Origin of the sequence: Pelagibius sp., assembly GCF_965227505.1 — a bacterium.
GTDB lineage: Bacteria > Pseudomonadota > Alphaproteobacteria > Kiloniellales > Kiloniellaceae > Pelagibius.
The window spans coordinates 1,745,151-1,767,938 of record NZ_OZ245757.1 but is presented as its reverse complement, the minus strand read 5'-3'; the positions used below and the strand labels follow the sequence as shown (position 1 = coordinate 1,767,938).

At 65.2% G+C, this 22,788-nt stretch carries 17 protein-coding genes and 1 pseudogene; 3 read left to right on the top strand and 15 right to left on the bottom strand.

All coding sequences use genetic code 11. The features are described 5' to 3' along the window. The first annotated feature begins 365 nt into the window (after positions 1-365). Together ACO06P_RS08350 and ppc are read left to right on the top strand one after the other, a co-directional pair. Positions 366-1,517, top strand: coding sequence for a helix-turn-helix transcriptional regulator (locus ACO06P_RS08350; protein ID WP_421935203.1), 1,152 nt, complete (start codon positions 366-368; stop codon positions 1,515-1,517). A gap of 145 nt (positions 1,518-1,662) precedes the next feature. Continuing rightward, positions 1,663-4,440 (top strand): phosphoenolpyruvate carboxylase, encoded by a 2,778-nt coding sequence (gene ppc, locus ACO06P_RS08345; protein WP_420349547.1) that lies wholly within the window; start codon positions 1,663-1,665, stop codon positions 4,438-4,440. 83 nt (positions 4,441-4,523) lie between these two features. On the opposite strand, the gene ACO06P_RS08340 is transcribed toward ppc, so the two are convergent. Beyond that, the gene (locus tag ACO06P_RS08340; protein WP_420349546.1) at positions 4,524-6,371 is read right to left on the bottom strand and encodes an SLC13 family permease; all 1,848 of its coding nucleotides are present in this window, start codon (positions 6,369-6,371) and stop codon (positions 4,524-4,526) included. Between the two features lie 387 nt (positions 6,372-6,758). On the opposite strand from ACO06P_RS08340, the pseudogene ACO06P_RS08335 reads away from it, so the two are divergent. Then, a pseudogene (locus ACO06P_RS08335) lies at positions 6,759-7,735 on the top strand (LysR family transcriptional regulator). A gap of 9 nt (positions 7,736-7,744) precedes the next feature. Here the strand turns inward: ACO06P_RS08335 and ACO06P_RS08330 are convergent. From ACO06P_RS08330 to ACO06P_RS08265, 14 genes are all read right to left on the bottom strand, one after another. Next, entirely contained in the window at positions 7,745-8,866 is a 1,122-nt protein-coding gene (locus tag ACO06P_RS08330; RefSeq protein WP_420349545.1) for an ABC transporter ATP-binding protein, read from the bottom strand. 2 nt (positions 8,867-8,868) lie between these two features. After that, positions 8,869-9,654: an ABC transporter permease gene (locus ACO06P_RS08325; RefSeq protein ID WP_420349544.1), complete on the bottom strand. Its 786-nt coding sequence runs from the start codon at positions 9,652-9,654 to the stop codon at positions 8,869-8,871. Positions 9,655-9,684: 30 nt separating this feature from the next. Continuing rightward, positions 9,685-10,671: an ABC transporter permease gene (locus ACO06P_RS08320; protein WP_420349543.1), complete on the bottom strand. Its 987-nt coding sequence runs from the start codon at positions 10,669-10,671 to the stop codon at positions 9,685-9,687. 82 nt (positions 10,672-10,753) lie between these two features. Further along, positions 10,754-11,860, bottom strand: a complete 1,107-nt coding sequence (locus ACO06P_RS08315; protein WP_420349542.1) for an ABC transporter substrate-binding protein — start codon at positions 11,858-11,860, stop codon at positions 10,754-10,756. A gap of 59 nt (positions 11,861-11,919) precedes the next feature. Next, a complete protein-coding gene (locus tag ACO06P_RS08310) occupies positions 11,920-13,071 on the bottom strand; it encodes an NAD/NADP octopine/nopaline dehydrogenase family protein (RefSeq protein ID WP_420349541.1) in 1,152 nt (383 codons plus the stop codon). Next, entirely contained in the window at positions 13,071-13,679 is a 609-nt protein-coding gene (locus ACO06P_RS08305; protein ID WP_420349540.1) for a peroxidase-related enzyme, read from the bottom strand. The genes ACO06P_RS08310 and ACO06P_RS08305 overlap by 1 nt, the downstream gene beginning before the upstream one ends. Beyond that, positions 13,676-14,203, bottom strand: coding sequence for a hypothetical protein (locus ACO06P_RS08300; protein ID WP_420349539.1), 528 nt, complete (start codon positions 14,201-14,203; stop codon positions 13,676-13,678). The genes ACO06P_RS08305 and ACO06P_RS08300 overlap by 4 nt, the downstream gene beginning before the upstream one ends. Positions 14,204-14,206: 3 nt before the next feature. Beyond that, positions 14,207-15,700, bottom strand: coding sequence for an NAD(P)-binding domain-containing protein (locus ACO06P_RS08295; protein WP_420349538.1), 1,494 nt, complete (start codon positions 15,698-15,700; stop codon positions 14,207-14,209). Positions 15,701-15,762: 62 nt separating this feature from the next. Then, complete coding sequence (locus ACO06P_RS08290; RefSeq protein ID WP_420349537.1) at positions 15,763-17,133, bottom strand: MFS transporter; 1,371 nt, start codon at positions 17,131-17,133, stop codon at positions 15,763-15,765. Positions 17,134-17,223: 90 nt separating this feature from the next. Beyond that, a complete protein-coding gene (hisD, locus tag ACO06P_RS08285) occupies positions 17,224-18,561 on the bottom strand; it encodes a histidinol dehydrogenase (RefSeq protein WP_420349536.1) in 1,338 nt (445 codons plus the stop codon). A 17-nt stretch (positions 18,562-18,578) separates the two neighbouring features. Continuing rightward, entirely contained in the window at positions 18,579-19,379 is an 801-nt protein-coding gene (locus tag ACO06P_RS08280) for an ABC transporter permease (RefSeq protein WP_420349535.1), read from the bottom strand. Further along, positions 19,376-20,323, bottom strand: coding sequence for an ABC transporter permease (locus ACO06P_RS08275; protein WP_420349534.1), 948 nt, complete (start codon positions 20,321-20,323; stop codon positions 19,376-19,378). The genes ACO06P_RS08280 and ACO06P_RS08275 overlap by 4 nt, the downstream gene beginning before the upstream one ends. A gap of 73 nt (positions 20,324-20,396) precedes the next feature. Continuing rightward, positions 20,397-21,500 (bottom strand): ABC transporter substrate-binding protein, encoded by a 1,104-nt coding sequence (locus ACO06P_RS08270; protein ID WP_420349533.1) that lies wholly within the window; start codon positions 21,498-21,500, stop codon positions 20,397-20,399. Positions 21,501-21,547: 47 nt separating this feature from the next. Then, on the bottom strand, positions 21,548-22,660 hold the full coding sequence (locus tag ACO06P_RS08265) for an ABC transporter ATP-binding protein (RefSeq protein WP_420349532.1): 1,113 nt from the start codon (positions 22,658-22,660) through the stop codon (positions 21,548-21,550). Between the last annotated feature and the right edge of the window lie 128 nt (positions 22,661-22,788).

Below are 22,788 nucleotides of genomic sequence, written 5' to 3'. Positions count from 1 at the left end.
CCTCCCCTTCTTCGGCCGCGTGTCCGGGTGCGCGACCGCTTTCCATGGCGCAGCGGTCATTTTTGAGGCACTGCACCATGACACTGGACTTTCGCGGTTATTTGCATACAAAGCGCTGCCTAACAACTCGCGTAGAACGAGTAGTCCGGCAGTGTCAGTAGAATGGTTGTTGTGGCGTAGATGGGTGTACCGGCTAAGCAGCGTCGTAGCCCCTGCAGTATGGCGGGTGTCGATGCGGAGCGCCGGACGGCACGCCGAATGATCCGACAGAGTCTGCGACCGGAATGTCAAACCTCCCGGCTTTGGGACGGAGGGGTGGCGAATGGACTGCTCTTCATGAGGAATGGGAGGGCTTCCGCGGCTTGGTGTTCGATCCGGAAAGTTTCGATAGGGCGCTGGATCAAGTATACCGCGCTACGACGGGGGAAGTGGACTGGCATGACGCGCTTCGAAAGGTCGCGTATGCTTTTGACGCCGCTTGTGCCGCCGTGGCGGTTGAGCGCAGCAACGTTACGCAGGTTCGTTGCGACCCGCTGAGCGTCGCCCCCACTCCCGAGGCTGTTCACACCAGCCTGCAGACCCGGGACATCGAGCAACTCTACTACGACCGATATCATCGGCTGGACCCTTTCAGAGCAAAGGTTGGGGTTGCGTTGACACCCTCGGTGCTGCGTATGCACGATGTCTGTGATGCGGCCGAATTCGCCCGCGGCGCTTACTACCAGGAGCTTTGCCGGCGTATCGACTGCTTTCACCTCGGCCGTTTCACATCCCGGTTCGATGCCGACACCCAACTCCGAATCGTCATCAACCGAAGCCGCAAGTCCGAACCTCTCGACGACCGGGAGATGACCCTCTTCCGGGCCTTGGGCGGCCATGTCGCCCGGGCTCTTCGCATACAGCGCCAGGTGACCCGCATGGGCGCAACGCTGCTGGCCGCGTTGGAGGCGCTTGGCCGCAACGGGCGTGCGGCCTTTCTGGTGGACCGCAACGCCAGGATCTCGCACATGAACGCAAAGGCGGAGGCGATCTGTGCCCTCGGCGACGGGCTGACCGCCCGCCACGGCCGGCTGCTTCCTCATGCATCGCAAGCACAGAAGCAGCTGCGCGCCGCGCTGTCCCTTCAGCTCGGCGAAGGTCCGAAGACGGCGCCAAGAGGGCCGACCTTCGTCGTCATCCACCGCTCCTGCGCCCCGATGCCCTATGTTGCGGAGGTGACGCCCTTTGCCTTTGATGTTTTCTGGAGCACCCCGATTGCGGCAACGGCTCTTGTGACGATTGACGATCCGGACTCCCAGCGTCCGGTTGTTTCGGAACGTGTGGCCGCGGCGCTGAGCCTGACGCGCAGCGAGGCGCGCGTCGCCGGCTTCCTGGTGGGCGGGCGCAGTGAGCGGGAGATCGCCGAAGCTCTGGCCGTCAGCCTCAACACGGTCAAGACCCACCGCAAGCGCATCTATGCCAAGCTCGGCGTCACCCGCAGGGCGGAACTGGCGGCGATCCTCAACGTCCGTTCCTAGGCGGGCCGCCCGGGAGCGGCCGGGTCGGGGAGCGGCCTTTGCCGTGCAACCGTCACCTTTTGGGGCTATGCTTGGGGGCTCCGGTGGCGGTTTCGCCTCAAGCCGGGGAAATCAGGCCTCCCAAGATCGCGTGGACAGAGTGCGGATGACCGTCGATCAGATCATTCGAGATATCCCCTCTCCAGACGACAAGGACTCGCCGCTGCGAGAGGACATCAGGCTGCTTGGGCGCCTTCTGGGCGACACCGTCCGGCATCAGGAAGGCCAGAGCATCTTTCATGTCGTCGAGAAGATCCGCCAGACGTCGATCCGCTTTCACCGCGATGACGAACAGCAGGCCAAGCGCGATCTTGAGGATATCCTGGCCAGCCTCAATCCTGACCAGGAGGTGCAGGTCGCCAGAGCCTTCAGCTACTTCTCCCATCTTGCCAACCTCGCCGAGGATCAGCACCACATTCGGCGCACCAGGGCCCATGAGATCGGCGGCTCGCCGCCAAGGCGGGGCACGATTGCCCGGGCCCTGCAGCACGCGGCCGAACTGGGTCTGACGGCAGGTGACCTGCAGGCGTTTTTCGAAACAGCGCTGATAAGCCCCGTGCTCACGGCACACCCCACGGAGGTGCGCCGCAAGAGCACCATGCGCTGGGAGATGACCATCGCCGATCTGATCAGCCGGCGGGAGCGTGAAACACTGACGCCCGAAGAGGCGGAGGATATCGACACCAAGCTCAGCCAGGCGATCCTGACACTCTGGCAGACCAACCTGCTCCGCCAGACCAGGCTCCAGGTCGAAGACGAGGTCGAGAACGGCCTGACCTACTACGACTACACCTTTCTCAGGGCGCTGCCGCGTCTCTATGCCCGGCTCGAGGACCGCATGTCCGCCATGGAGCCCTCGGCACCGCCGCTTCGTGTGTCCTCTTTCCTGCGCATCGGCAGCTGGATCGGCGGCGACCGCGACGGCAATCCCTTCGTGACGGCCGAGGTGATGGAGCAGACCCTGCGGATGCAGAACGACAGGGCCTTGCGGTTTTACATGGACGAACTCGAAGACCTCGAGTCCGAGCTGTCGCTGTCTCTGCGCATGGTTCAGGTCTCCGATGCGCTTTCCAGCCTTGCGGGACAGCCTGCCGAGAGCTCTCCGCATCGCCGCGTCGAACCCTATCGCCGCGCGGTCGCGAACATGCGGGCACGGCTGGCGGCCAGTTATGAGCGGCTCCAAAGCGAACCGGGCGCGAGGCTCCCTCCCGACGGGCCGGCCCCCTATGAGGCTTCAGGCGAACTGCTGGCCGACCTGGACATCATTCACGAGTCTCTGGCCGCCAACTGCTCGGGTGCGCTCACCAAAGGCCGGCTGCGCCACCTGCGCCGCGCCGTCGATTGCTTCGGATTTCATCTGGCGAGCCTCGATATGCGCCAGAACTCGGCCGTTCATGCTGCCACTCTGGCAGAGCTGCTGGACGCCGTCGCGCCGGGCACGGACTATCAGGCAATGGCCGAGGACGAGCGCATCGCCCGCCTGACCGCGGAGCTGACGAACACGCGGCCACTGATCCGCAGTTTCTGGTCCTATTCGGAGGAAACCTCGAAGGAACTCGCGATCTTCCGGACCGCCGCCTCCTGCCACAGCCGCTACGGCAGCAGGGCCATTCCGACCGCCATCGTGTCAAACACCCAAAGCGTTTCCGACCTGCTGGAACTGACGGTGCTCCTGAAGGAGGTCGGCCTAGTCACCCCCGACGGACGAAGCGCGGTGAACATCGTGCCGCTGTTCGAGACCATCTCGGACCTGCGGAACTGCATTGACATCATGGACCGGTTGCTGGCGATTCCCGCCTACCGGCGGCTGGTGGACAGCCTGGGCGGTGTCCAGGAAATCATGCTCGGCTACTCCGACAGCAACAAGGACGGCGGCTACGTCACCTCCGGGTGGGAACTCTACAAGGCGGAAATCGGCCTGATCGACCTGTTCCGTCGGCACGGCCTGCGCCTGCGCCTTTTTCACGGACGGGGCGGCACGGTCGGCCGTGGCGGCGGACCGAGCTTCGATGCGATCCTGGCCCAGCCGCCCGGCGCGGTCGACGGGCAGATCCGTGTCACCGAGCAGGGCGAAATCATCTCGAGCAAGTACACCAACCCGGATCTCGGCGGCCGCAACCTGGAAATCCTTGTGTCCGCCTGTCTGGAAACGTCCCTGCTGCGCCGCGAGCACAAGGATGTCCCGCAGTCCTACCTTGATGTCATGGAGGCCCTGTCCGACGATGCCTTTCGGGCCTACCGCGCCCTGGTGTACGAAACGCCGCGCTTTGACGAGTATTTCTGGTCGTCGACCGTCATCAACGAGATTGCGACGCTGAACATCGGCTCGCGTCCGGCGTCGCGCAAGGCCCTCGGCCGGATCGAGGACCTGCGCGCCATTCCCTGGGTGTTCAGTTGGTCTCAGTGTCGTCTGATGCTGCCCGGCTGGTACGGCTTCGGCACTGCGGTTCAGGCCTGGTTGGCGGAGAACACCGAGGACGGTCTTGCCCGTCTGCGCGAGATGTACAGCGATTGGCCGTTTTTCCGCGCCCTGCTGTCGAACATGGATATGGTGCTGTCCAAAACGAGTATCGCCGTTGCGTCGCGCTACGCCGAGCTGGTCGAAGATGAGGCCTTGCGGCAGGAGATCTTCCAGCGTATCCGCAATGAGCATCGGGCCTCGGTCGAGGCGCTCCTGACCATCATGGAGAACGAGGAACTCCTGGCCGCCAATCCCCTGCTGTCGCGTTCGATCTCGAACCGTTTTCCCTACCTCGATCCGCTCAACCATCTTCAGGTCAATCTTCTTCGCGAGTACAGGAAGAAGTCCGAGAACCCGAAGGTGCTGCGGGGCGTTCAATTGACGATCAACGGCGTGGCCGCCGGCTTGAGGAACAGCGGATAGCCCTTCGGCGGTGTTCGTCCGCGGACCGGCTTTGCGGCCTGAAGCGACGCGGTTTTGCGCCCGGTAGCGCTGCGCGCGCGGGCTCAATAACCCAGCTGATAGTACCACGGTGCGAAGAGGGAGAAGGCCACCCAGATCAGCAGCACGAGCGGCAGCCCGAGGCGGATGAAGTCGGCGAAACGGTAGTGGCCGGGCCCCATGATCAGCAGGTTCGTCTGATAGGCAATCGGCGTGGCGAAGGAGCAGTTGGCCGCGAGGAGGACAGCCAGGGCGAAAACCGTCGGCGACTCGCCGAGGCTCTGTGCAATGCTGACGGCGATCGGCGTAAAGATGATGGCGGTCGCATTGTTCGTCAGGATGTTCGTCATGAGAGCGACGATCAGGAACAGCAAGGAGAGCACCACCGCCGCGCCGAAGGCCTGGACTCCGAACAGAAGCTCCTGGGCAAGCAGTTCCGCGCCGCCGGATCTTTCCAGGGCGGCCCCGAGCGCCAAGGACGTGGGAACGAGGAGGACGATACGGCGGTCGAGCGCGCGGGCCGCCTGCTCGAAGGTGAGGACACCCGTGGCGATCATGGCGACACAGCCGAGCAGGGCGGAGACCACCACCGGCAACAGCCCTGTTGCCGCCAGGAGAATGACACCGACGAAGATCGCCGCGGCGCGCTTTGCCAGTTGAGGGGCCGGCAGTTCGACAACGGTTTCGTCCAGCGGAATGAGATTGCCGGTGCGGCGCAGGCTCTGGAGCTGCGGGCGGGTGCCCTGGACGACCAGGACGTCACCGGCCAGCAGACGGATCTTGGTCAACTGGTCGCGGATCATGTGAGAGCGTCTTTCGAGTCCCAGGACGAGGCACTGATAGGTCCGGTAAAACCCGATCCGTTCGAGCGATTCGCCGACCAGCCGGGAGCCCGGGGGAATCATAACCTCGGCCAGAACCTGATCTCCCGCCGCAAACTGCCCCTGATCCCGGTCGTCCGCGCCAAGGGTTTCGGCCGCCAGCGCATTGTGCAGCAGGCCCGGATAGCGCGCCGCCAGTTCGGTCAGCGCCGTGCGTGTCGCCAGCACGACGAGAAGGTCGCTGGAACGCAATCGAACATCGGTAAAGGGGGGCAGCAAGGCCTGCTCGCCGCGCTGAACCAGGATCAGTCTGGTGTTGGAAATGCCGAGCACGTTGGAGGCAGCAGGCTTGTCAACGAGGCCGGCTTCCGAGCCGACGGTGAGCTTGGCCACGAAACGCGGGATGCGGCCGGTCATCAATCGCTCCGGCAGCGACGGCCTGTCCGGGAGCAGGCGCGGCCCGAAGACGATCAGGTAGATCAGGCCAACGGCGACCAGCACCAGCCCGGGGACGGTCATGTCGAAAAAGCCGAGGGGCGCCTCGCCAAGCTGCGTAAGGGCGCCGGAAACGAGCAGATTGGTACTGGAGCCGATCAGTGTTGTCATTCCGGCGAGCACGGCAACGAAGCTCAGCGGCATCATGACCCGGCTGGCCGTGCGCCGCAGGCGATGGGCCAGCACCTGCAGGATCGGTATGAAGAGGACAACGACGGGTGTGTTGTTGAGAAAGGGGCTGAGCACCAGAACGCAGCCGAAGGCCAGCGCGAACGACAGCGTGACGTTCATGCGCGCCAGCGCCAGCACATATCCGGTCGACCAGCCGAGCGCATCGGTTCGGATGACGCCCTGCCCGAGAACGAGCAGCGCCAAAACAGCGATCAGAGCCGGGTTGGCAAAGCCTTGAAGCAGGACCGAGGCGCCCAGGAGATTTTCGCCTTGCGCGTCCAGTAAGGGGAAGACCTCAAAGAACAGCAAGAGAACGCCAAGAATGGCGATCGCCGAGAACTCGATTGGAATACGCTCGGTCGCGAAGAGCGCGATTGCGACAAGGACAATGAAGAATGTGAATGCTTCAGGAAAGTACGCTTCCATCGGCACCCGCCCGATGTTGCCTCATCAGCAATACTCCGCCGAGCTTCGCCGGACAAAGCTCGCGTTCCGGTAATTGTAGGGCCCTCTGCCGTGTGAGGGAACTCTCTCCCCCGATTTGGCCATCCGATGACATCGGCGGCTGGCCGGCTCTGCCTTCACCCTCCGGGGCTTCCTTGGCGGCCCGCGAAGCTGCCGGTACGACGCGCCGGCCGATGCCCCAAGAGTTGGAGCGTTTTCAGTGGCTTGAACGGACTGCCCCGGAGGTTCTATCCGGCGCGAGCCTATCTGTTCGTTTACGATTGGCTGAACACATCAATCGGGGCGCATCAATCAATTGTGACCGCCGCTTAGGCCAGATCATGTGTAGACTAGGCTTTACTGGGTGGTGTGCGTGGGAGCGCCCTTCTGGTGCAGAAGGTGAACTGGGACGATCTGCGGTTTTTCCTGGCTGTCGTGCGCGAAGGCTCGCTTTCGGCGGCGGCGCGGGCACTGCGGGTCTCCCAGCCCACCGTCGCACGGCGGATCGATCAGCTCGAACAGCAGATGGGGCAGACGCTCTTTGATCGGGACGGCCAGGGATTCCGCCTGAACGAAGCCGGTGGCGCGGTCCTGCGGTTCGTCGAAGCCATGGAGCGCGAGGCCGAGGGCATCGACAACTTCCTGGGCAGCGCGGCGCGGCTACCACGCCCAACGGTGCGGATCGCCACCACCTTCAACCTCGCCAACTTCTGGCTCACCGACAAGTTGGCCGCGCTTTCGCAGCGCGACCCCTCCCTGCGCTATGCCGTGCAGGTCGGCATCGAGAAGGCCGATGTGCAGCGCTACTGCGCCGACATCGCGGTCCGGATGGGTGACCCGGAAGACGAGACGCTCTTTGGCCGCCGGGTCGGCAAAGTGCACTGCGGACTCTACGCCAGCAGGCCTACCTGGCCGACCGGGGCATGCCGCAGAGCCAAGCCGCGCTTGCCCAGCATCGAATCATCGGGGCGGAGGGCGCGGTCGAGAACCTGCCCCAATGCACGGCGCTGCGCCAGATCAGCGGCAGCGATGGCTGCGACTTCTGCGCTGACAACACCAACATCCAGTTGGCCGCAGCCCGCGCGGGGCTCGGCATCGCCACGCTGCCCTGCTTCGTCGCGCAAAGCGAGAAGACCCTGCAGCGCATCCTGCCGGAGGACTTCGACATTCCCGTCGACCTCTGGGTCCTCGTCAATCATAACCTCAAGGAAAGCGGGCCGGTGCGCCAGACCTACGACTTCATTCTGCGCGAAGCGCTGCGCGATGCCGCGCTTTTCGAAGGTGTGGCTTCGCGACCCGAAGACGCAAGCGACGGCACGGTCGTTTCCCTCTCCGCCGTGCAGTAGGACGCCCGCTCAGTCCTGCAGTACCGCGAGGCGGCTGATATCCCAGGTGACCCAGACCTTGTCGTCGGCGATCTGCTCGGCCGCGCCGGCGTCCATGTAAGCGCGCAGCACGGCGTCGTCGTGCTCGCCGACCCGGATGTCGAGGGTGGTGCGGCTGCCCTTGAAGAGCTTGCTGACGACGCGCCCGGGCAGGGCATCCGCCTCAGCCGGGGGCGCCGGGTGGCAAACAAGGCTTTCCAGGCGCAGGGAAGCGGTGATGGGGCTGCCCGCCACAGGAACCGCGCCGGGTGCGGCGCCCTTCAGGTCCAGGCCGTTCCAGTCGATCACGACGCTGCCGTTGTCGGCACCCTTCACCCGGCCTTCGATCAGGTTGGTTTCGCCGATGAACTCGGCCACGAAGCGGCTGCGCGGACGGAAGTAGAGATCCTCGGGCGTGCCGTCCTGCTCCACCCGCCCGGCGTTCATCACCACGATGCGGTCGGACATGGTGAGCGCCTCTTCCTGGTCGTGGGTGACGAAGAAGAAAGTCTTGCCGGTGCGCTTCTGGATCTGCTTCAGCTCGACCTGCACCTGTCCGCGCAGCTTCGCGTCCAGCGCGCCCAGGGGCTCGTCCAGCAGCAGCAGCTTGGGGTCGGGCGCGAGGGCGCGGGCAAGGGCGACGCGCTGGCGCTGGCCGCCGGAGAGCTGGTCGGGCATGCGGTCGCTCAGGGCCGAAAGCTGCAGGAAGTCCATCAGGTCTTCGCTCTGGCGGGCGATCTCCGCCCTGGTCCGCCCCTTCAGTTCCAGGCCGAAGGCGATGTTCCGCGCCACGCTCATGTGGGGGAAGAGGGCGTAGTCCTGGAACACCATGTTGACGTCGCGGCGGTTGGGCGGCAGGCGTGTCACGTCCTGGCCGTCGATGACCACCCGGCCCTGCGTGGGCGTCTCGAAGCCGCCGAGCATGCGCAGGGTGGTCGACTTGCCGCAGCCCGAGGGGCCGAGAAAGGTGATGAACTCCCCGGCGCCGATACGCATGTCGAGATCGTCGACGGCGGTCACCGCGCCGAAGCGCTTGGTGATGCCGTCCAGGTGGACGATGGCCCTGCTTGAGTCGATGTTTTGGCTCGTATCGATATCTGGGGCAGCACTCATCCTCAGGACCCTTTGTTCAGACGCCGCATGGAGCGCTCGGCCCAGAGGCCGAGGACAGCGGTCAGCACCAGGACGACAGCGGAGATCGCATTGATCTCCGGCGACATGCCGGTGCGCAGCATGGCGAAGATCAGCACCGGCAGGGTGGGCTCGTAGCTGCCCAGGAAGAAGGAGCGCACGAAGTCGTCGAAGCTCAGCAGCATGCAGAAGATGCCGGCGCCCACCAGGGCCGGTACCAGATAGGGCAGGGTGACGCGGAAGAAGGCGACGATGGCATCCGCCCCCAGATCGCGCGCCGCCTCGATATGGCTGGGCGGCAGGGTCGAGAGGCGGGCCATGACCACCAGGGCGACGAAGGGCACGTTGTGCACCGTGTGGCCCAGGATGATGGCCAGCATGCCGGGCTCGATCTCCAGACCGCGGGCGAAGATGCGCAGGGAGATGGCCGAGATAATCCCCGGCACCACCGCCGGCAGGCAGGTCAGCGCAAAGACGAGGAGCTTGCCGCGGAATTTGTGAGGCCCCAGGAAGCAGGCGACCCAGGTGCCGATGGCCAGCGAGAGGACGGTGCTGGCGATGGCGATCGCCATCGAGTAGCCGAAGACCCCCAGCACCTCGGCATCCTGGAAGATGCCGGTGTACCACTCCAGGGTCCAGCTTCGGATCGGAAAGCCGATGAACTTCGAATCCTTGAAGCCCATCATCACCATCAGCACCAGCGGGACGAAGAGGTAGACGATGAAGGCCCAGTAGATGACCGACATCAGGATGCGGGTATGGCGCGTCATTCCGTCATCCCCCTCATTGAATCATGCTCCTCATTGCATCATTCCCCGGCCGCTGCGGCCCATGAGCTTCAGGAAGATCGCCGCCGCCGAGAGTGTGGTGATCAGCATGATGGAGGCGAAGGCCGCGCCCACCGGCCATTGGTCGCCGGCGACGTGGAAGAAGCCGGCGATGGTCTCGGCGAAGACGGTGGTGCTCGGTCCGCCCAAGAGCACCGGGGTGGCGTAGTAGCCGGTGGAAATGAGGAACACGAGGGTGCAGCCGGATGCGATGCCCTCCTTCGACAGCGGCAGCGTCACCCGCCAGAACCGGGTCCAGGAGCCGGCACCGAGATCGGCGGCGGCCTCCAGGTAGGTATTGGGGATCTTCTCCAGCGCCGAATAGAGCGGCAGCAGCATGTAGAGCGAGGTCAGGTAGATGATGCCGACGCCCAGGGAAAAGCTCGTGTACATGAAAGGGATCGGCCGGTCGATGAGGCCGAGGAACTTGAGGATCAGGTTTACCGCGCCGTTGTTGCCGAGCAGGATCATGATGGCGTAGGTGCGCACGATCTCCCCGACCCAGAACGGGATCAGCAGGATGAGCAGGAAGAGAAGCTGGCGGTTGCGGCGGACGTGCTTGGCGAGGAAATAGGCGACCGGATAGGTGATGATAAGGGTCGAGAGCGTCAGCACGAAGGCAAAGCCCAGCGTGCGGAAGTAGGGCATGACGAAGATCGCGTCCTCGAAGAACTTCGCCCAGTTCTCCAGGGTGAGCTGCGGTACGGTGCCGGCGGTGGGCGGATAGGAGTCGAGGAAGCTGATCCAGAACATCCTGATGATCGGGCCGAGATGGGCGAAGACCACCCAGAACAGCGGGAAACTGGCCAGCAGCCAGAACTGCCGCCGCGGGGTCTTGAACAGCACCGCGGAGACCGCCTGATAGAGGTCGCTGGTGAGCAGCCGGCCCCAGAGACTGCGGCCATTGCCGCCGGTTCCCGCGCGCTCGACGCCGGCGAGTTTCGAATCGCTTTGTGCCATACGGCCTTTCCCGCTGCCTGTGGCGTGGCGGTGAAGAAGGGGCGTCCGCCGCGGACGCCCCCGCCTCACATGGTCCGGCGCCTCAGGCGGCCTTGATCTGTTCGACCGCCGGGTCGATCAGCTCGTACTTCATCTTGTTGGCCTCGGCGCGGAAGAAGCGCAGGCCCTCAAGCTCTTCCTCAGTGAAGGAAGCGGCCTTTTTCTCCAGCTCGCTCAGGTGCGTGTCGGCGCCCTTGAAGGTGGAGATGAAGCCGGAAGCCTTGGTCATTTCAGCGCCGACCTGGGAAGAAGCGAGCAGCGCGTCGAGCAGCTTGTAGGCATTGTCCGGATTGGGCCCGTTGTTGGCGACGTTCAGCGTGTAGACGAAGCCGTAGGAGCCTTCCTTCGGAATGGTCATGCGCACAGGAAAGCCGTCCATGATCAGCTTGGAGATCGGGCCGTTCCAGGCATGGGCCAGGACCACGTCCTGGTTGATGAACATCTGCTGGATCTCGGCGCCGGATTCGTAGAACTTGCGCACCTTGTCCTTGTGGGAAATCAGGAAGTCGCGCACCTCCTCGACGATCGAGGCGGCCTGGGCCGGGTTGTCCATGTACTCGATCATGTTGCCGTCATAGCCCTTGGCCAGAATCATCACCGACATCATGTCCTGAATGATGTAGGCGGTGCGGCCGGCGTACTTGTCATCGAACATGATGTCCCAGGACTTGGCCTCCTCCGGCGTCACTTCTTCGCTGTTGTAGGCCATGATTTCGGCGCCCGAGAGAATCGGCGCACCCCACTTGTTGCCGTTGATGGTGGCCCAGTCGCTCTCCGAATAAACCGGGTTGATGGTGCCCCAGTTCGTCAGGCGGCCCGTATCCATCGGCGCCAGCAGCTCCGAGTCGATGAACTGCAGGAAGCGGTGGCCGGCCACGGTCACCACGTCGGCGGTCGGGTTGGGGGCCTCGGCGGCCAGCAGGTTGAACTGCTTGCCCTGGTCGTCGACGAGGCGGATGCGGACCTCGATGCCGGTCTCCTTCTCGAACTCGGCCTTGAAGTCGTCGGGGATGAAATTGGCGTAGGTCCAGACGTTGACCACGCCGGAGGCCCGTGCGGAACTACGCCAGACCGCCGGTGCGGCGAGCACTGCAGCGCCCGCGGCGGCGCCTTTGATGAAGCGGCGTCTGTTCGTCGTAATCTTGGTCATCTCTCTTTTCCCCTCTTTCTTGGTTTTCACTGATTGCCGAACGTTTCGGGTGCGCGGTGTTATCCCGCGCTTTGCGGGCGGGACTGCGGCCGGTCTTCCGCCAATCTCGTCTCACCCGTCGGGTAACCGTCCCTGGCGAGCCGTTTGAGCTCCTCCAGCGACATGTCAGCGAGCGCCAGCGCGTCGAGCAACTGGTTCTCGCGGAAAAAATCGCGCCCGTAGAGCGCGGAGAAAATCTCGATGCCCGCGCGGTGCAGGGTGGCCGGACGGCCCGCCAGCTCACCGAGCTTGACGGTCATCAGGAGGCCGTAGGGCGCATCCTCGGTGACGTAGCGGCTGTCCGCGGTCGCCGGGCCGGTCCCGCCGCGGCCCTCGCGGTGCATCTCCTGGTTCATGGCCGAGACGCTGTTCAGCGGCACGTGAAAGGAGAGGTGGAAGTGCTCGAAGATCGTGCGCACCGAAAGGCCGAGGGCCTCGCAGATCGCCAGGCGCTCGCGGTCCAGCGCCTCCAGCAGGCGCCCGACGTTGGGCGTGACGTTGAGGCCCTGGCCCCAGGTCTCGCCGTGCTCCATGCGTGTCATGTTGCAGAGCGCGATGCCCATGTGGTTCTGCGGGTTGAGGTTGCTGAGGGTGATGGCCAGCAGACCGTCGCGCTCGACAAAGCGGTCGCCGAACAGCACCTGGCAGCAGGCCAGTCCCTCCGCGCTCAACGACTCCGGCAGGGTACAGATGTCGACCTTGCTGCGGATCGTGTTGACCTGGGCCTCGACATGGCTCGGCTGCCGGCCCGAGGTGACGGTGGTGCCCCAGGCGACGATGGGCAGCACCAGCCCGCGTGCGGCCAGCAGCCTGGAGAGATAGAGCGCCCCGAGGGAGGCGTGGGAGGAGATCAGCACTGTCTGTCCCGCGCGTAGATGGGGCGCCAGGGCGTCGAAGACGGCCTTGTGGCCATAGCCGGGCAGGGCGATGAGGATGACCTCCGCTTTCTCGGCCAGGTCGGCGGCGGAGGTCGCGATGCGGGGATGGAACGCGCCTTCGACCGCACCGCTGGCGACGAGCGGCTCGCCTGCTGCCAGGCGTTCGGTACGCGCGCCGGAGGGAGACCAGAGTGCGGCCTTGTGGCCGTTCTGTTCCAGCAAGGCGGCCGCACCATAGGCGATGGCACCGGCACCGGCAATGCCGACGGAGAGGCTGTGCGGCGCTTTGGCCATCACGCTTCCTCCCCTTGCGGAGCCACCGGGTCGCCCAACAGGTGCATCAGCCGGTTGGCCCAGCCGAAGAGGGCGGTGGAGAGAACGAGGTCGAGGATCTCGGCCTCCTCCAAGCCGGCCTCGCGCAGCGCCAAAACATCGGCCTCTGTCGCTTCGCTGGGTGTCTTGGAGAGTTTCACGGCAAAGGCGAAGATGGCTGCCTCGCGCGCCGGCAGCGCCGCGGCCTCGCCGGCGGCGAAGATCTGCTCCATCTGGCCTGTGTCCTTGGTCAGCTGGTTGTAGCGGCTGGCGTGGACGGCGGCGCAGTAGACGCAGCGGTTGACGACGGAGGCACCGACGGCACCCAGTTCCCGCCCGCTGCGGCCGAGGCCGCCGCGGTTGTACATGATGGCGTTGAACAGCGGCGTGCGCGCTTTCAGCGTCTCCACGTCGTTGGCCAGCACCAGCACGTAGTCGGAGACCTTGGTGTTGGAAGGTGTGACCTTCAGGGCATCGCGCTGGGCCGGCGTTGCCTCGGCAAGGTCGATGGGCTGCACGCGGGGGCGCCACTGCGGCACCTCCACGGTGAAGTCATGAATCACCTCGGGGTCTGAGAGCGCCGTGCTCATGCCGTTGCCTGCATCAGCTTCAAGCCGGCTACCACGCGAAGCTGGTAGGCGAGGAAGGCCGTCAACTCGGCCAGCCGGACGATGTCGGCGTCGCCGATACCGGCAGCCTTCAGGGCTTCGATGTCATCAGCCGTCGCATCCTTGGGCGAGGTCGAGGCGAGGTCCGTATAGGCGGCGAAGGCCGCGACCCGGGGATCGGCGAAGTCCTGTGTGGCGGGATCGGCGAGAGCCGCCAACGCACCGTCGGCGCCGGCCGCCGTCAGCAGACCGCGGTAGTGGTCGGCCAGAGACTCTTCTTTGTGGAGGAGGGAGGCCCGCAGCGCCAGAGCGGCGCGCAGGGCGTGGGAGAGGCCGCCCGGCTCTTCCGGAACGAGGGCGGCGTCGTGGGCCTGCTGGGTCATCGCCAGGATATCGGCCCGGCCCGCCAGTGCCGCCTGAAGCGGACTGTTGGCCGGAAGGGCCGCTGCGCGCATGACCACGTCGTTCCCTTCGGACGTTTCTGCCGTCGTGGATTCTACCGTCATGGATCAGCCCCCCACCTTGCTGAGCGGTGCCACGGCGTCGGTGTCGATCTCGCTGGCGGTCCACTCGTCGCCCTGCAGTTCCGGCTTGTCGTAGTCGATCATGCCCTGGAAATAGGCGGCGACATCTTCCTGGTAGAGGGTGGCTGCCAGCGCGCGGGCAAGCCAGGATGCGCCCTCGCTGATGCCCGGAATGTCGCCGCTGACCTTGCCCAGACTGGCGGAGGCGCCGTAGTTGAAGCAGTAGATATGCTTCAGCCAGGGCGCCTCGCCGGCCTTGCGCTCGCGGAAGGTGAAGTCGGTATTGAGGTAGGGGAACCTGGCGAGATCGTCGTTCTGCTCGTTGGCCGGCGGCGTGTAGCGGTCGCGCCAGAGCTCGATTTTGTCGGCGTAGCCGTCAAGCTCGGTGCGGGCCATGGGGTCGGTGGTGAAGCCGGTGGCGAGAATGATGTAGTCGGTTGCCAGGCGCAGGCCGTCGACCGTGTCGATCACCAGTTCTCCCCCGTCGAGCCGCACCCCTTCGATCCCCTTTCCGAAGTGGAAGTAAACGTTGTCGTTGCGGCTGGCCCGCAGGGTGGAGCCACGCGGCGCCGGTGTCTGGGTGGCGAAGGAGTACTGCATGAAGCGCCAGCGCCATTCGTCCGGCAAGTCCGCGAAGCCGGCGGTGAAGCCGAAGGAGCCGATGCCCATCATCTTGTTGATGGTCGGCATCTCGCGGCGGCGGATCAGGTGACGCACTTCCTTGGCGCCGTGTTCCGCGGCCTCGGCGGCATTCTCAACGGCGGAGGCGCCGGCGCCGATCACCACCACGCGCTTGCCCTTCAGCGCGGCGAAGTCGATGTCTTCCGAAGTATGCGCCCAGTGGCTGCGCGGCAGGTCGCCGATGAAGGCGGGGATCTGCGGGTGACCGGTGCCCTCGCGGCCCGTGGCCATGATGCACTTGCGGGTCAGAAGGCTCTGTTCCGCCGCGGCGCCGGCGAGTTCGAGGCGCAGGTAGTCGCCCTCCGGCAGGATGCGCTTCACCGCCACGCCGTTTTCGACCGGGATGTCCAGCACCTTGCGGTACCACTTCAGATAGTCCATCCACATCGGACGGGGGATCTTGTCCAGTGTTTCCCAGTCCGCCTCGCCGTACTGCGCCGTGTACCATGCCCGGAAGGTGAGGGCGCCGTAGCCGTAGGCCGGGCCGGTGAGCTGCTTGGGCGAGCGTAGAGTTTCCATGCGGGCGTAGGTCATCCAGGGGCCCTCCAGGCCCTCCGGGCTGCGGTCGAGAATGCGGATGTTGCGCATGCCGCCGCTGGTCAGCGCGAACCAGACAAGCTGCCCGCACATGCCGCCGCCGATGATAACGGCGTCCAGAACCCGCTCGCCGCCGTGGTCGTGCGGCAGCACCCAGTTCTCCGGCGGGCGACAGAGATACTGCTGATCCTGGCGCACCCGCGCTTCGAGCGCCGCCAAGGATCCTGTCTGACCCTCTTCTGCTTTCCCCTCTTTCTGCATCTGCGGTCCCATCTCCTAAGGTTCCGGGTATCGGCTGTCGTTCGCTTTCAGCGGCTTTGTTCCTACATCGACCAGACCGGATGATGGTCGTCGATCAAATACACATGACGATGACCATGGCTGGCATGGCGGTGCGGATGGCTGTGGGGCTCCGGCCCCTCCCAGCCCTCGTGTTCGTGCTGGTGATGCTCGTCGTGGACGTGCATATGCTCGTGGTCCAAGGCGGGATGGACATGGTAGCGCTCGGCCTCGTCCTCGACCGGCCAGAGGATCCAGGCCACGCCGGCCGCCGCCAGCGCGCCACAGGCCATGACCACGAAAGACAGCTCCAGGCCCAGGTGCAGCCCGAGCCAGCCCGCCAGCGGGTAGGAGACCAGCCAGCCGGCATGAGACAGCGAGAACTGGGTGGCGAAGAGCGCGGGCCGGTCCGCAGGGCGCGCCGAGCGCTTCAGCAGCAGACCGGCGGGGGTCATCACCGATGCGGTCGCAGCACCGAGGGCGAACCACAGGATCAGGCTGGCCGTGAAGCCGGGCGCCGTGAGGATTGCCAGAGGGGCCAGGCCCAGCAGTAGCCCGCCGCCGCCCATGACAACGCGGGGGGCGAGCCGGTGAAGCACGCGCGGCAGGCTGAGGGCGACCAGCATCGACCCGGCGCCGAAGGCCATCAGCAGGGCTGTATAGGTCTGTTCGCTGCCGCCCAGGACCTCATGGGCGTAGACCACCGAATTCACCAGGACCCAGGCGCCACTGCAGGCGACGGCGAGGCTGAGCGCGAAGAGCGCCCGCAGGCGCGGTGTCCGGCCGTAGATGGCAAAGCCCTTGGTGAGCCGCCGCCGGAACGACTCCTGGGTCAGGGCGCGCGAGCGCTCGGGCAGCCGCGCCATTACCACCAGCGCGGCCGAGCCGGCGAGCCCCAGCGCCGTGCCAAAGAACAGCAGCCCGGGCTCCATCACGGTCAGAAGCAGGCCGACCACGAGCGGGCTCAGCAGCGTCTCGACATCATAGGCAAAGCGGGAGAGAGAAAGCGCCGCGGTATAATCCTCCTCCTCCGGCAGAACCTCGGGGATCAGGCTCTGGAAGGCCGGCGTGAAAGCCGCAGAGCAGAGCTGGATCACGAAGACGATAAGGTAGATTTGCCAGACCTGGTCGATGAACGGCAGCGCCAGAACAAGGGCCACGCGCAGCAGGTCGAGCGCGACCAGCAGAGGTTTGATGGGCAGGCGCTGAACCAGTGCGCTGGCCAGGGGCGCGAAGCCCACATAGGCGATCATCTTCAGCGCCAGGATGGTGCCGACGACCATACCTGCGCTGGCGCCGGAAAGATCGTAGGCAAGGATCGCCAGGGCCAGAGTCATCAAGCCCGTACCGATCAGAGAGAGGACCTGGGCGGAGAACAACCGCCGATAGGTCTTGTGGCGCAGAATTGCTAGCATTCTTGTCCGTTCTTGTCGGATGCCATTATGAGCATCTCCGCAAGCCGGAGTCGAATGCCAAGCGTGACGGTTGCTTCAGGCGACATTTCTTCAGATCGACCGGCCCGCGGCGAAGGCTTGGCTGCGCATCTCGGAAAGTGCATTGCCGTGTGCATCGAAGCCTTCGTAGCGGGCGAACTTGAGGGCATAGGGTGCGAGGTGGTCGTAGCCCTTCTTCGTGACGTGGCCGATGGAGATCCGCTTGGTGAAGTCGAAGACGCTGAGCGGCGAGCAGGTGCGCGCCGCGGCGTTGGTCGGCAGCACGGCGTTGGGGCCGAGCACGAAATTACCGATGGAAACCGGCGTGTGCTCGCCCATCAGAATCTCGCCAGCGTTGCGGATCATGCCGAGGTACTGGTGCGGGTCCTTGGCCTGGATCTCCAGGTGCTCCGGCGCGTAGTCGTTCACGAAGGCAATCGCGTCGTCCATGGTCTCTGCCAGGACGATGCCGCCGCGCGGCCCACAGAGCACGTCGGAGGAGAACCCGACCCGCTGTTCCCCCATTTCCTGCCAGAAGTCCGGAATGGCGTCCCGCGCCGCCTCTGCTACCGCAGCGGAGTCCGTCACCAGATAGGCCGAGCTGTCGGAGCCGTGCTCCGCCTCGATCAGCAAGTCGAGCGCGCAGACCCGGCCGTTGGCGGTGCTGTCGGCCAGGATGATGGCCTCGCTCGGGCCGGCGGGAACGCCGGGGTCGATGCGCCCGGCGAGCAGGCGCTTGGCCGCCACCACCCAGGGACTGCCGGGGCCGACGACTTTCAGGCAGCGCGGCACGGTTTCGGTCCCGTAGGCCACCGCCGCCACCCCCTGGGCGCCGCCGCACTTATAGACCCGCTCGATCCCCGCCAGCCGCGCGGTGACGAGCGTGGCGGCATCGACCTTGCCGTCGGGGCCTGGCGGCGTGATGATCACCGCTTCCGGCACGCCGGCCACTACGGCCGGAATGGCGGTCATCATCACCACACTGGGAAAGGCGCCCTTGCCGCGGGGCACGTAGCAGGCGACGCTGTCGATGGGAACGATGCGGTCGCCGGCGAAGACGCCCGGGTGCATCTCCTTCATCCACATTTCCTCGGGCATCTGCGCTTCGTGAAAGCGCCGCACGTTGTCGCAGGCGAAGGTGAGCACCTCGATCATCTCATCGTCGAGCGTGTCGAAGGCCTCGTCGAAGTCGCGTTCGCTGGCGGCGATGGCATCGGGCGCGACCGGGCTGTTGTCGAACTCCCGCGCGAAGCGGGCGAGGGCGGCATCGCCTTCGGCCTCGACCGCCGCGATGATCGGCCCGACCTTTTCGAGATAGGGATCGAGGTTACCTTCCGTGCGCAGCAGCAGCGCGGCGCGCGCCTCGGCGCTGAGGTCGGAGAGCTTGTGAAAACTGATATCGCTGGGCAAGGGGTCTTACTCCGGGTTCACTTTGAGCGCAGGAAAATCTCGAGCCCGACCAGGCGGTCCAGCAGCCAGACCGCCAGCACGGCGATCAGGATATAGACGACGGAGACCGCCGCCAGGTCAGGAGTGATGACGCTGCGGATCGAATTGTAGATCTGCACCGGCAGGGTGACGATCCGCGAGTCGACGAGGAAGAGGCTGACCAGGAACTCGTTGAAGGCGAGGATGAACATCAGCAGGGCGCCGGTGATCACGCCGGGCATCACGGCCGGCAACGTGACGGTGAAAAAGACCACCACCGGCGGCGCGCCGCAGTTTGCCGCGGCGTTCTCCAGCTCTGAGTCCAAGGCATTAGCCGAGGCGCTGACCGCCCAGATCATGAAGGGCAGGTTGATCACGCAGAGTGCCACGCCGACCGGCCAGAGCGAGCCCAGGATGCGAAGCTCGCCGAAGAAGATCAGCATGCCGAGGCCGGAGACCACCAGCGGGATGGTGAAAGGCAGCAGCAGATAGACCTGCAGGCTGCGGCGGAAGCGGATGCGGTAGCGCAGGATGCCGAGGGCCGCCAGGGTGCCGGCGGGGATCGACACCAGGGTGCAGACGATGGAGACATAAAAGGTGCGCAGCAGCGCGTCCTTGAAACTGTCGAGCTGCCAGAGCCGTTCGTACCAGCGCAGGGAGAAGCCTTCCGGCGGAAAGCGGATGATGTCGCCCGCCGTGAAGGAAGCGCCGATGATGATCAGGGTCGGAAAGCTCAAAAGAATGAGGCTGAAGACCGTCAGCCCCCAGAGCACCACCGCCTTGGAGCGTCCTCCGCTCATGACTTCCGCTCCGCGAAGCCCAGCGTGCCGGTGCCGGCGATCATCAGCATCAGGGCGACCAGCGCGCTGCCCACCAGGGTCAGCACGATGGAGAGCGCCGAGCCGAGGCCGATGTTGGAGATCTGGAAATAGCTGTCATAGATCGCATTGGCGATGAAGTCGGAGGTGCCGCCGCCGAGAATCTCCGGCATCGCGAAGTCGGTCAGGGTCAGGGTGAAGACGACGATGGCGGCACCGATGATCCCGGGCTTGGCCATGGGAAGGACCACATGGCGGAAAGTGCCGATCCAGGTAGCACCAAGGCTTTCGGAGGCCAGCTCGATGTCTTCGCCGATCGCGGCCACGGCGGGCGTGAGCAGCAGCACGGCGAAGGGCAGCATGTACTGCACCAGGCCCAAGATCACGGCCGGGTAGTTGTAGATCAGGTCCAGGGGCGGCAGGCCGATGCCGGTGACGACACTGTTCAGCAGTCCTTCCTTACCGAGGATGATCAGCCAGCCGTAAGCGCGCACCACCTGGCCGATGAAGAACGGCAGGAAGAGCGCGACGAGCAGAAACTTGCGCGTCGCAGCCGAGGCTGTGCGGACCATGAGATAGGCGTAGGGGAATGCCAGAACGAGCGTGATCAGGGTGACGATGGCGGCGGCCAGCAGGCTGCGCCAAAGCACGCGGAGATAGACGGGCCGCTCGAAGAAGGTCTGATAGTTGGTGAGGCTGTAGGCCTCCTTCAGGCGATAGGTGGCGAGGTCCAGCTCGTGCAGGCTGTACTCGAGCATGTAGCCGAGACCGACGACCAGGATGAAGACCAGCGCGACCGCGGGGAACAGGAAGAGATAGCCGTTCATGCCATGCAGACCGCGCGGCCAGGCGGTCGCGACCAGGCGGTCGACGCCGTCGATCAGGCGCCATGACAGCGGTTTGCCACCCGCGGCGGTATCGGCCATCTCTTGCTCTGCTCTCCCCGGAGGTTTGCGCGACCGGCGCGGGACGGAATCCCGGCCGATCGCGCCATAGGCATCAGCCCTGCATGATCTCGCTGAATTTGGCGAACCAGATTGGCTGGTTCTCCACGAGGACCGGCGAGGGCACGCTGACCAGCTTCTCGAAGTCGGCGGGGGCCGTCGGATAGGCCGGATCGCCGGCCAGATCGGCCGGCGGCTCGAGACCCGGATAGACCGGCGGCAGGCCCAGCAGCGAGCACCACTTCTCCTGCGCTTCGCGGGTGATCGCGAACTCGATGAAGCGCTTGGACCAGTACTCCTCGTTGGCCGGCAGGCCTTTGGGAATCCAAAGACCGTCGGTATCGACCTTGCAGCCTTCCTTGGGCACGGTCCACTCGACGTTGATGCCCTTCTGCTTCGCCGCGCGGGCGTTCACCGAGATGGTGCAGGCGATGTCGATCTCACCGTTCTGGAACCAGGTTGTGAAGTCGGCATCCTCGCCCAGCAGCGGCTCGTTCTTCTTCAGGTCGCGGTAGAACTGATAGCCGGGCTCCATGTTGTCGGGGATGTCCGACATGCTGCCGCCGCCGGCGATGACGGCGATGGGGTTGAAGCCGATGCCGTCGTCGTAGAGCGCCACGCGTCCCTTGAACTTCGGGTCCAGCATGACACGCCAGGACTCGGGCGGGCCGTCCGGAAAGGCCTCCGGCCGATAGGCGCAGACATAGACATAGGAGTAGGTGTTGACCAGCGGCCAGCCGTCGATGCCGGTCGGCTTGGCGATGGACAGCAGGCCGTCCAGGCCCTTGAGGTCGCCGAGGTCGACAGTGACGCCGCGCAGCGCAGAGATGGTGGCGTTGGTCGTCGTGTCCCAGTTGACGTGGATCGGCGGCACGCGGCCCTGATCGACGGCAGCCCAGATCTTGGGCTTGATCTCGTTGTCCTCCGTGAAGTCGAGCCTGACCGGAATGCCGGTCGCCTCGGTGAAGGGGTCGGCAACGCCGGCCTGCAGGGATTCGCCCCAGGCGCCGCCCCAGGCGCGCACGATAAGCTCGCCGGGTTTTTTCGTGTGGCCGTCCGCGAAGGCGAACTGCGGCATCGCGAGGGCGCCGGTCGCCAGGGCCGAGCCCTTGAGAAAGCGCCGGCGGTTCAGCCTGAATGGGTCACGGTTATCCGACATGAGAGCCTCCTTCTTCTCGTTCACTCCGTTATTGGTTGACCAGACGATCAGGTTCGATCGCTGGGAAAGGCAAAGAAGTCGCGGGCGTTCCAGCCGAGCGTCACCTGGCTCTGCGGCCGGTGCTCGGCATGGTGCAGGGGGTCGTGGTCGAAGGCGAAGAGCACGGCGTTAGCCAGGGCCGGCACGGAGATCTCGTAGACCATGCGGTCGCCTTCGAAGATCCGCTGACGCACCTCCCCGGTCACCACGTTCTCGAAAACGGCCGCTTCGCCGTTCGCAGGGTCGTCCAGGATGCGCACCTGCTCGGCCCTGAGCGCACAGTCGACGGGGGTGCCGTTGCCCAGTTCCCCTTGTGCGCGGGCCTTCAGCGCCGTATCGCCGACGCGCACCAGGATGCCGCCGTCGCCGCTGGCTTCCACCGCACCCTTGAACATGGCGGTGAGGCCGATGAAATTGGCAACGAAGCGGTTGGAGGGTGCGCGGTAGACCGCCTCCGGGCTGTCGGACTGCTGAATGCGGCCCTCGCTCATCACCACGATCTGGTCCGACATCACCAGCGCCTCGCGCTGGTCGTGAGTGACGTTGATGGTGGTGACGCCCAGTTCCTGCTGGATGCGGCGGAACTCCAACTGCATCTCTTCGCGCAGTTTCTTGTCGAGCGCCGAAAGCGGCTCGTCGAGCAGCAGCAGATCGGGGCTGAACGAGAGCGCCCGGGCGATGGCGACGCGCTGCTGCTGTCCGCCGCTCAGTTCCTGCAGGCGCCGCTTCTCGAAGCCGTCCAGCCGCACCAGCCGCAGGTACTCGGAGACACGGTCGGGAATCGTCGCCGGGTCGAAGCCGCGCATCTTCAGCGGGTAGGCGACGTTCTGGGCGGCGGTCATATGAGGAAACAGCGCGAGGCGCTGAAAGACCATGCCAATGGAGCGCCGGTAGGGCGGCACGTTGTCGACGGCCGCGCCGTTGATCAGAATCTCGCCCGCGTTCGGACGGATGAAGCCGGCGATCATGCGCAGCAGCGTGGTCTTGCCGCAACCACTTGGCCCGAGGATGGTGAGGAACTCGCCTTTGGGCAGCGTCAAGGAAGCGTCGTCGACGGCAAGGACGTCACCAAAGGCTTTCGAGACGTCACGGATCTCGACCATGCAGGCTTGTGCGGCCACTTCCCTGCCTTCCAGAAGCTCACTTTTTTGCGAGAGGCAAAACCGTTGCAGGCACCCCTTCGGCTGTCAAGTGTTGTATATACAACTTGCGGACTCTTGCCCGCTGGTTGTTTTCAAGCGAACAAGCT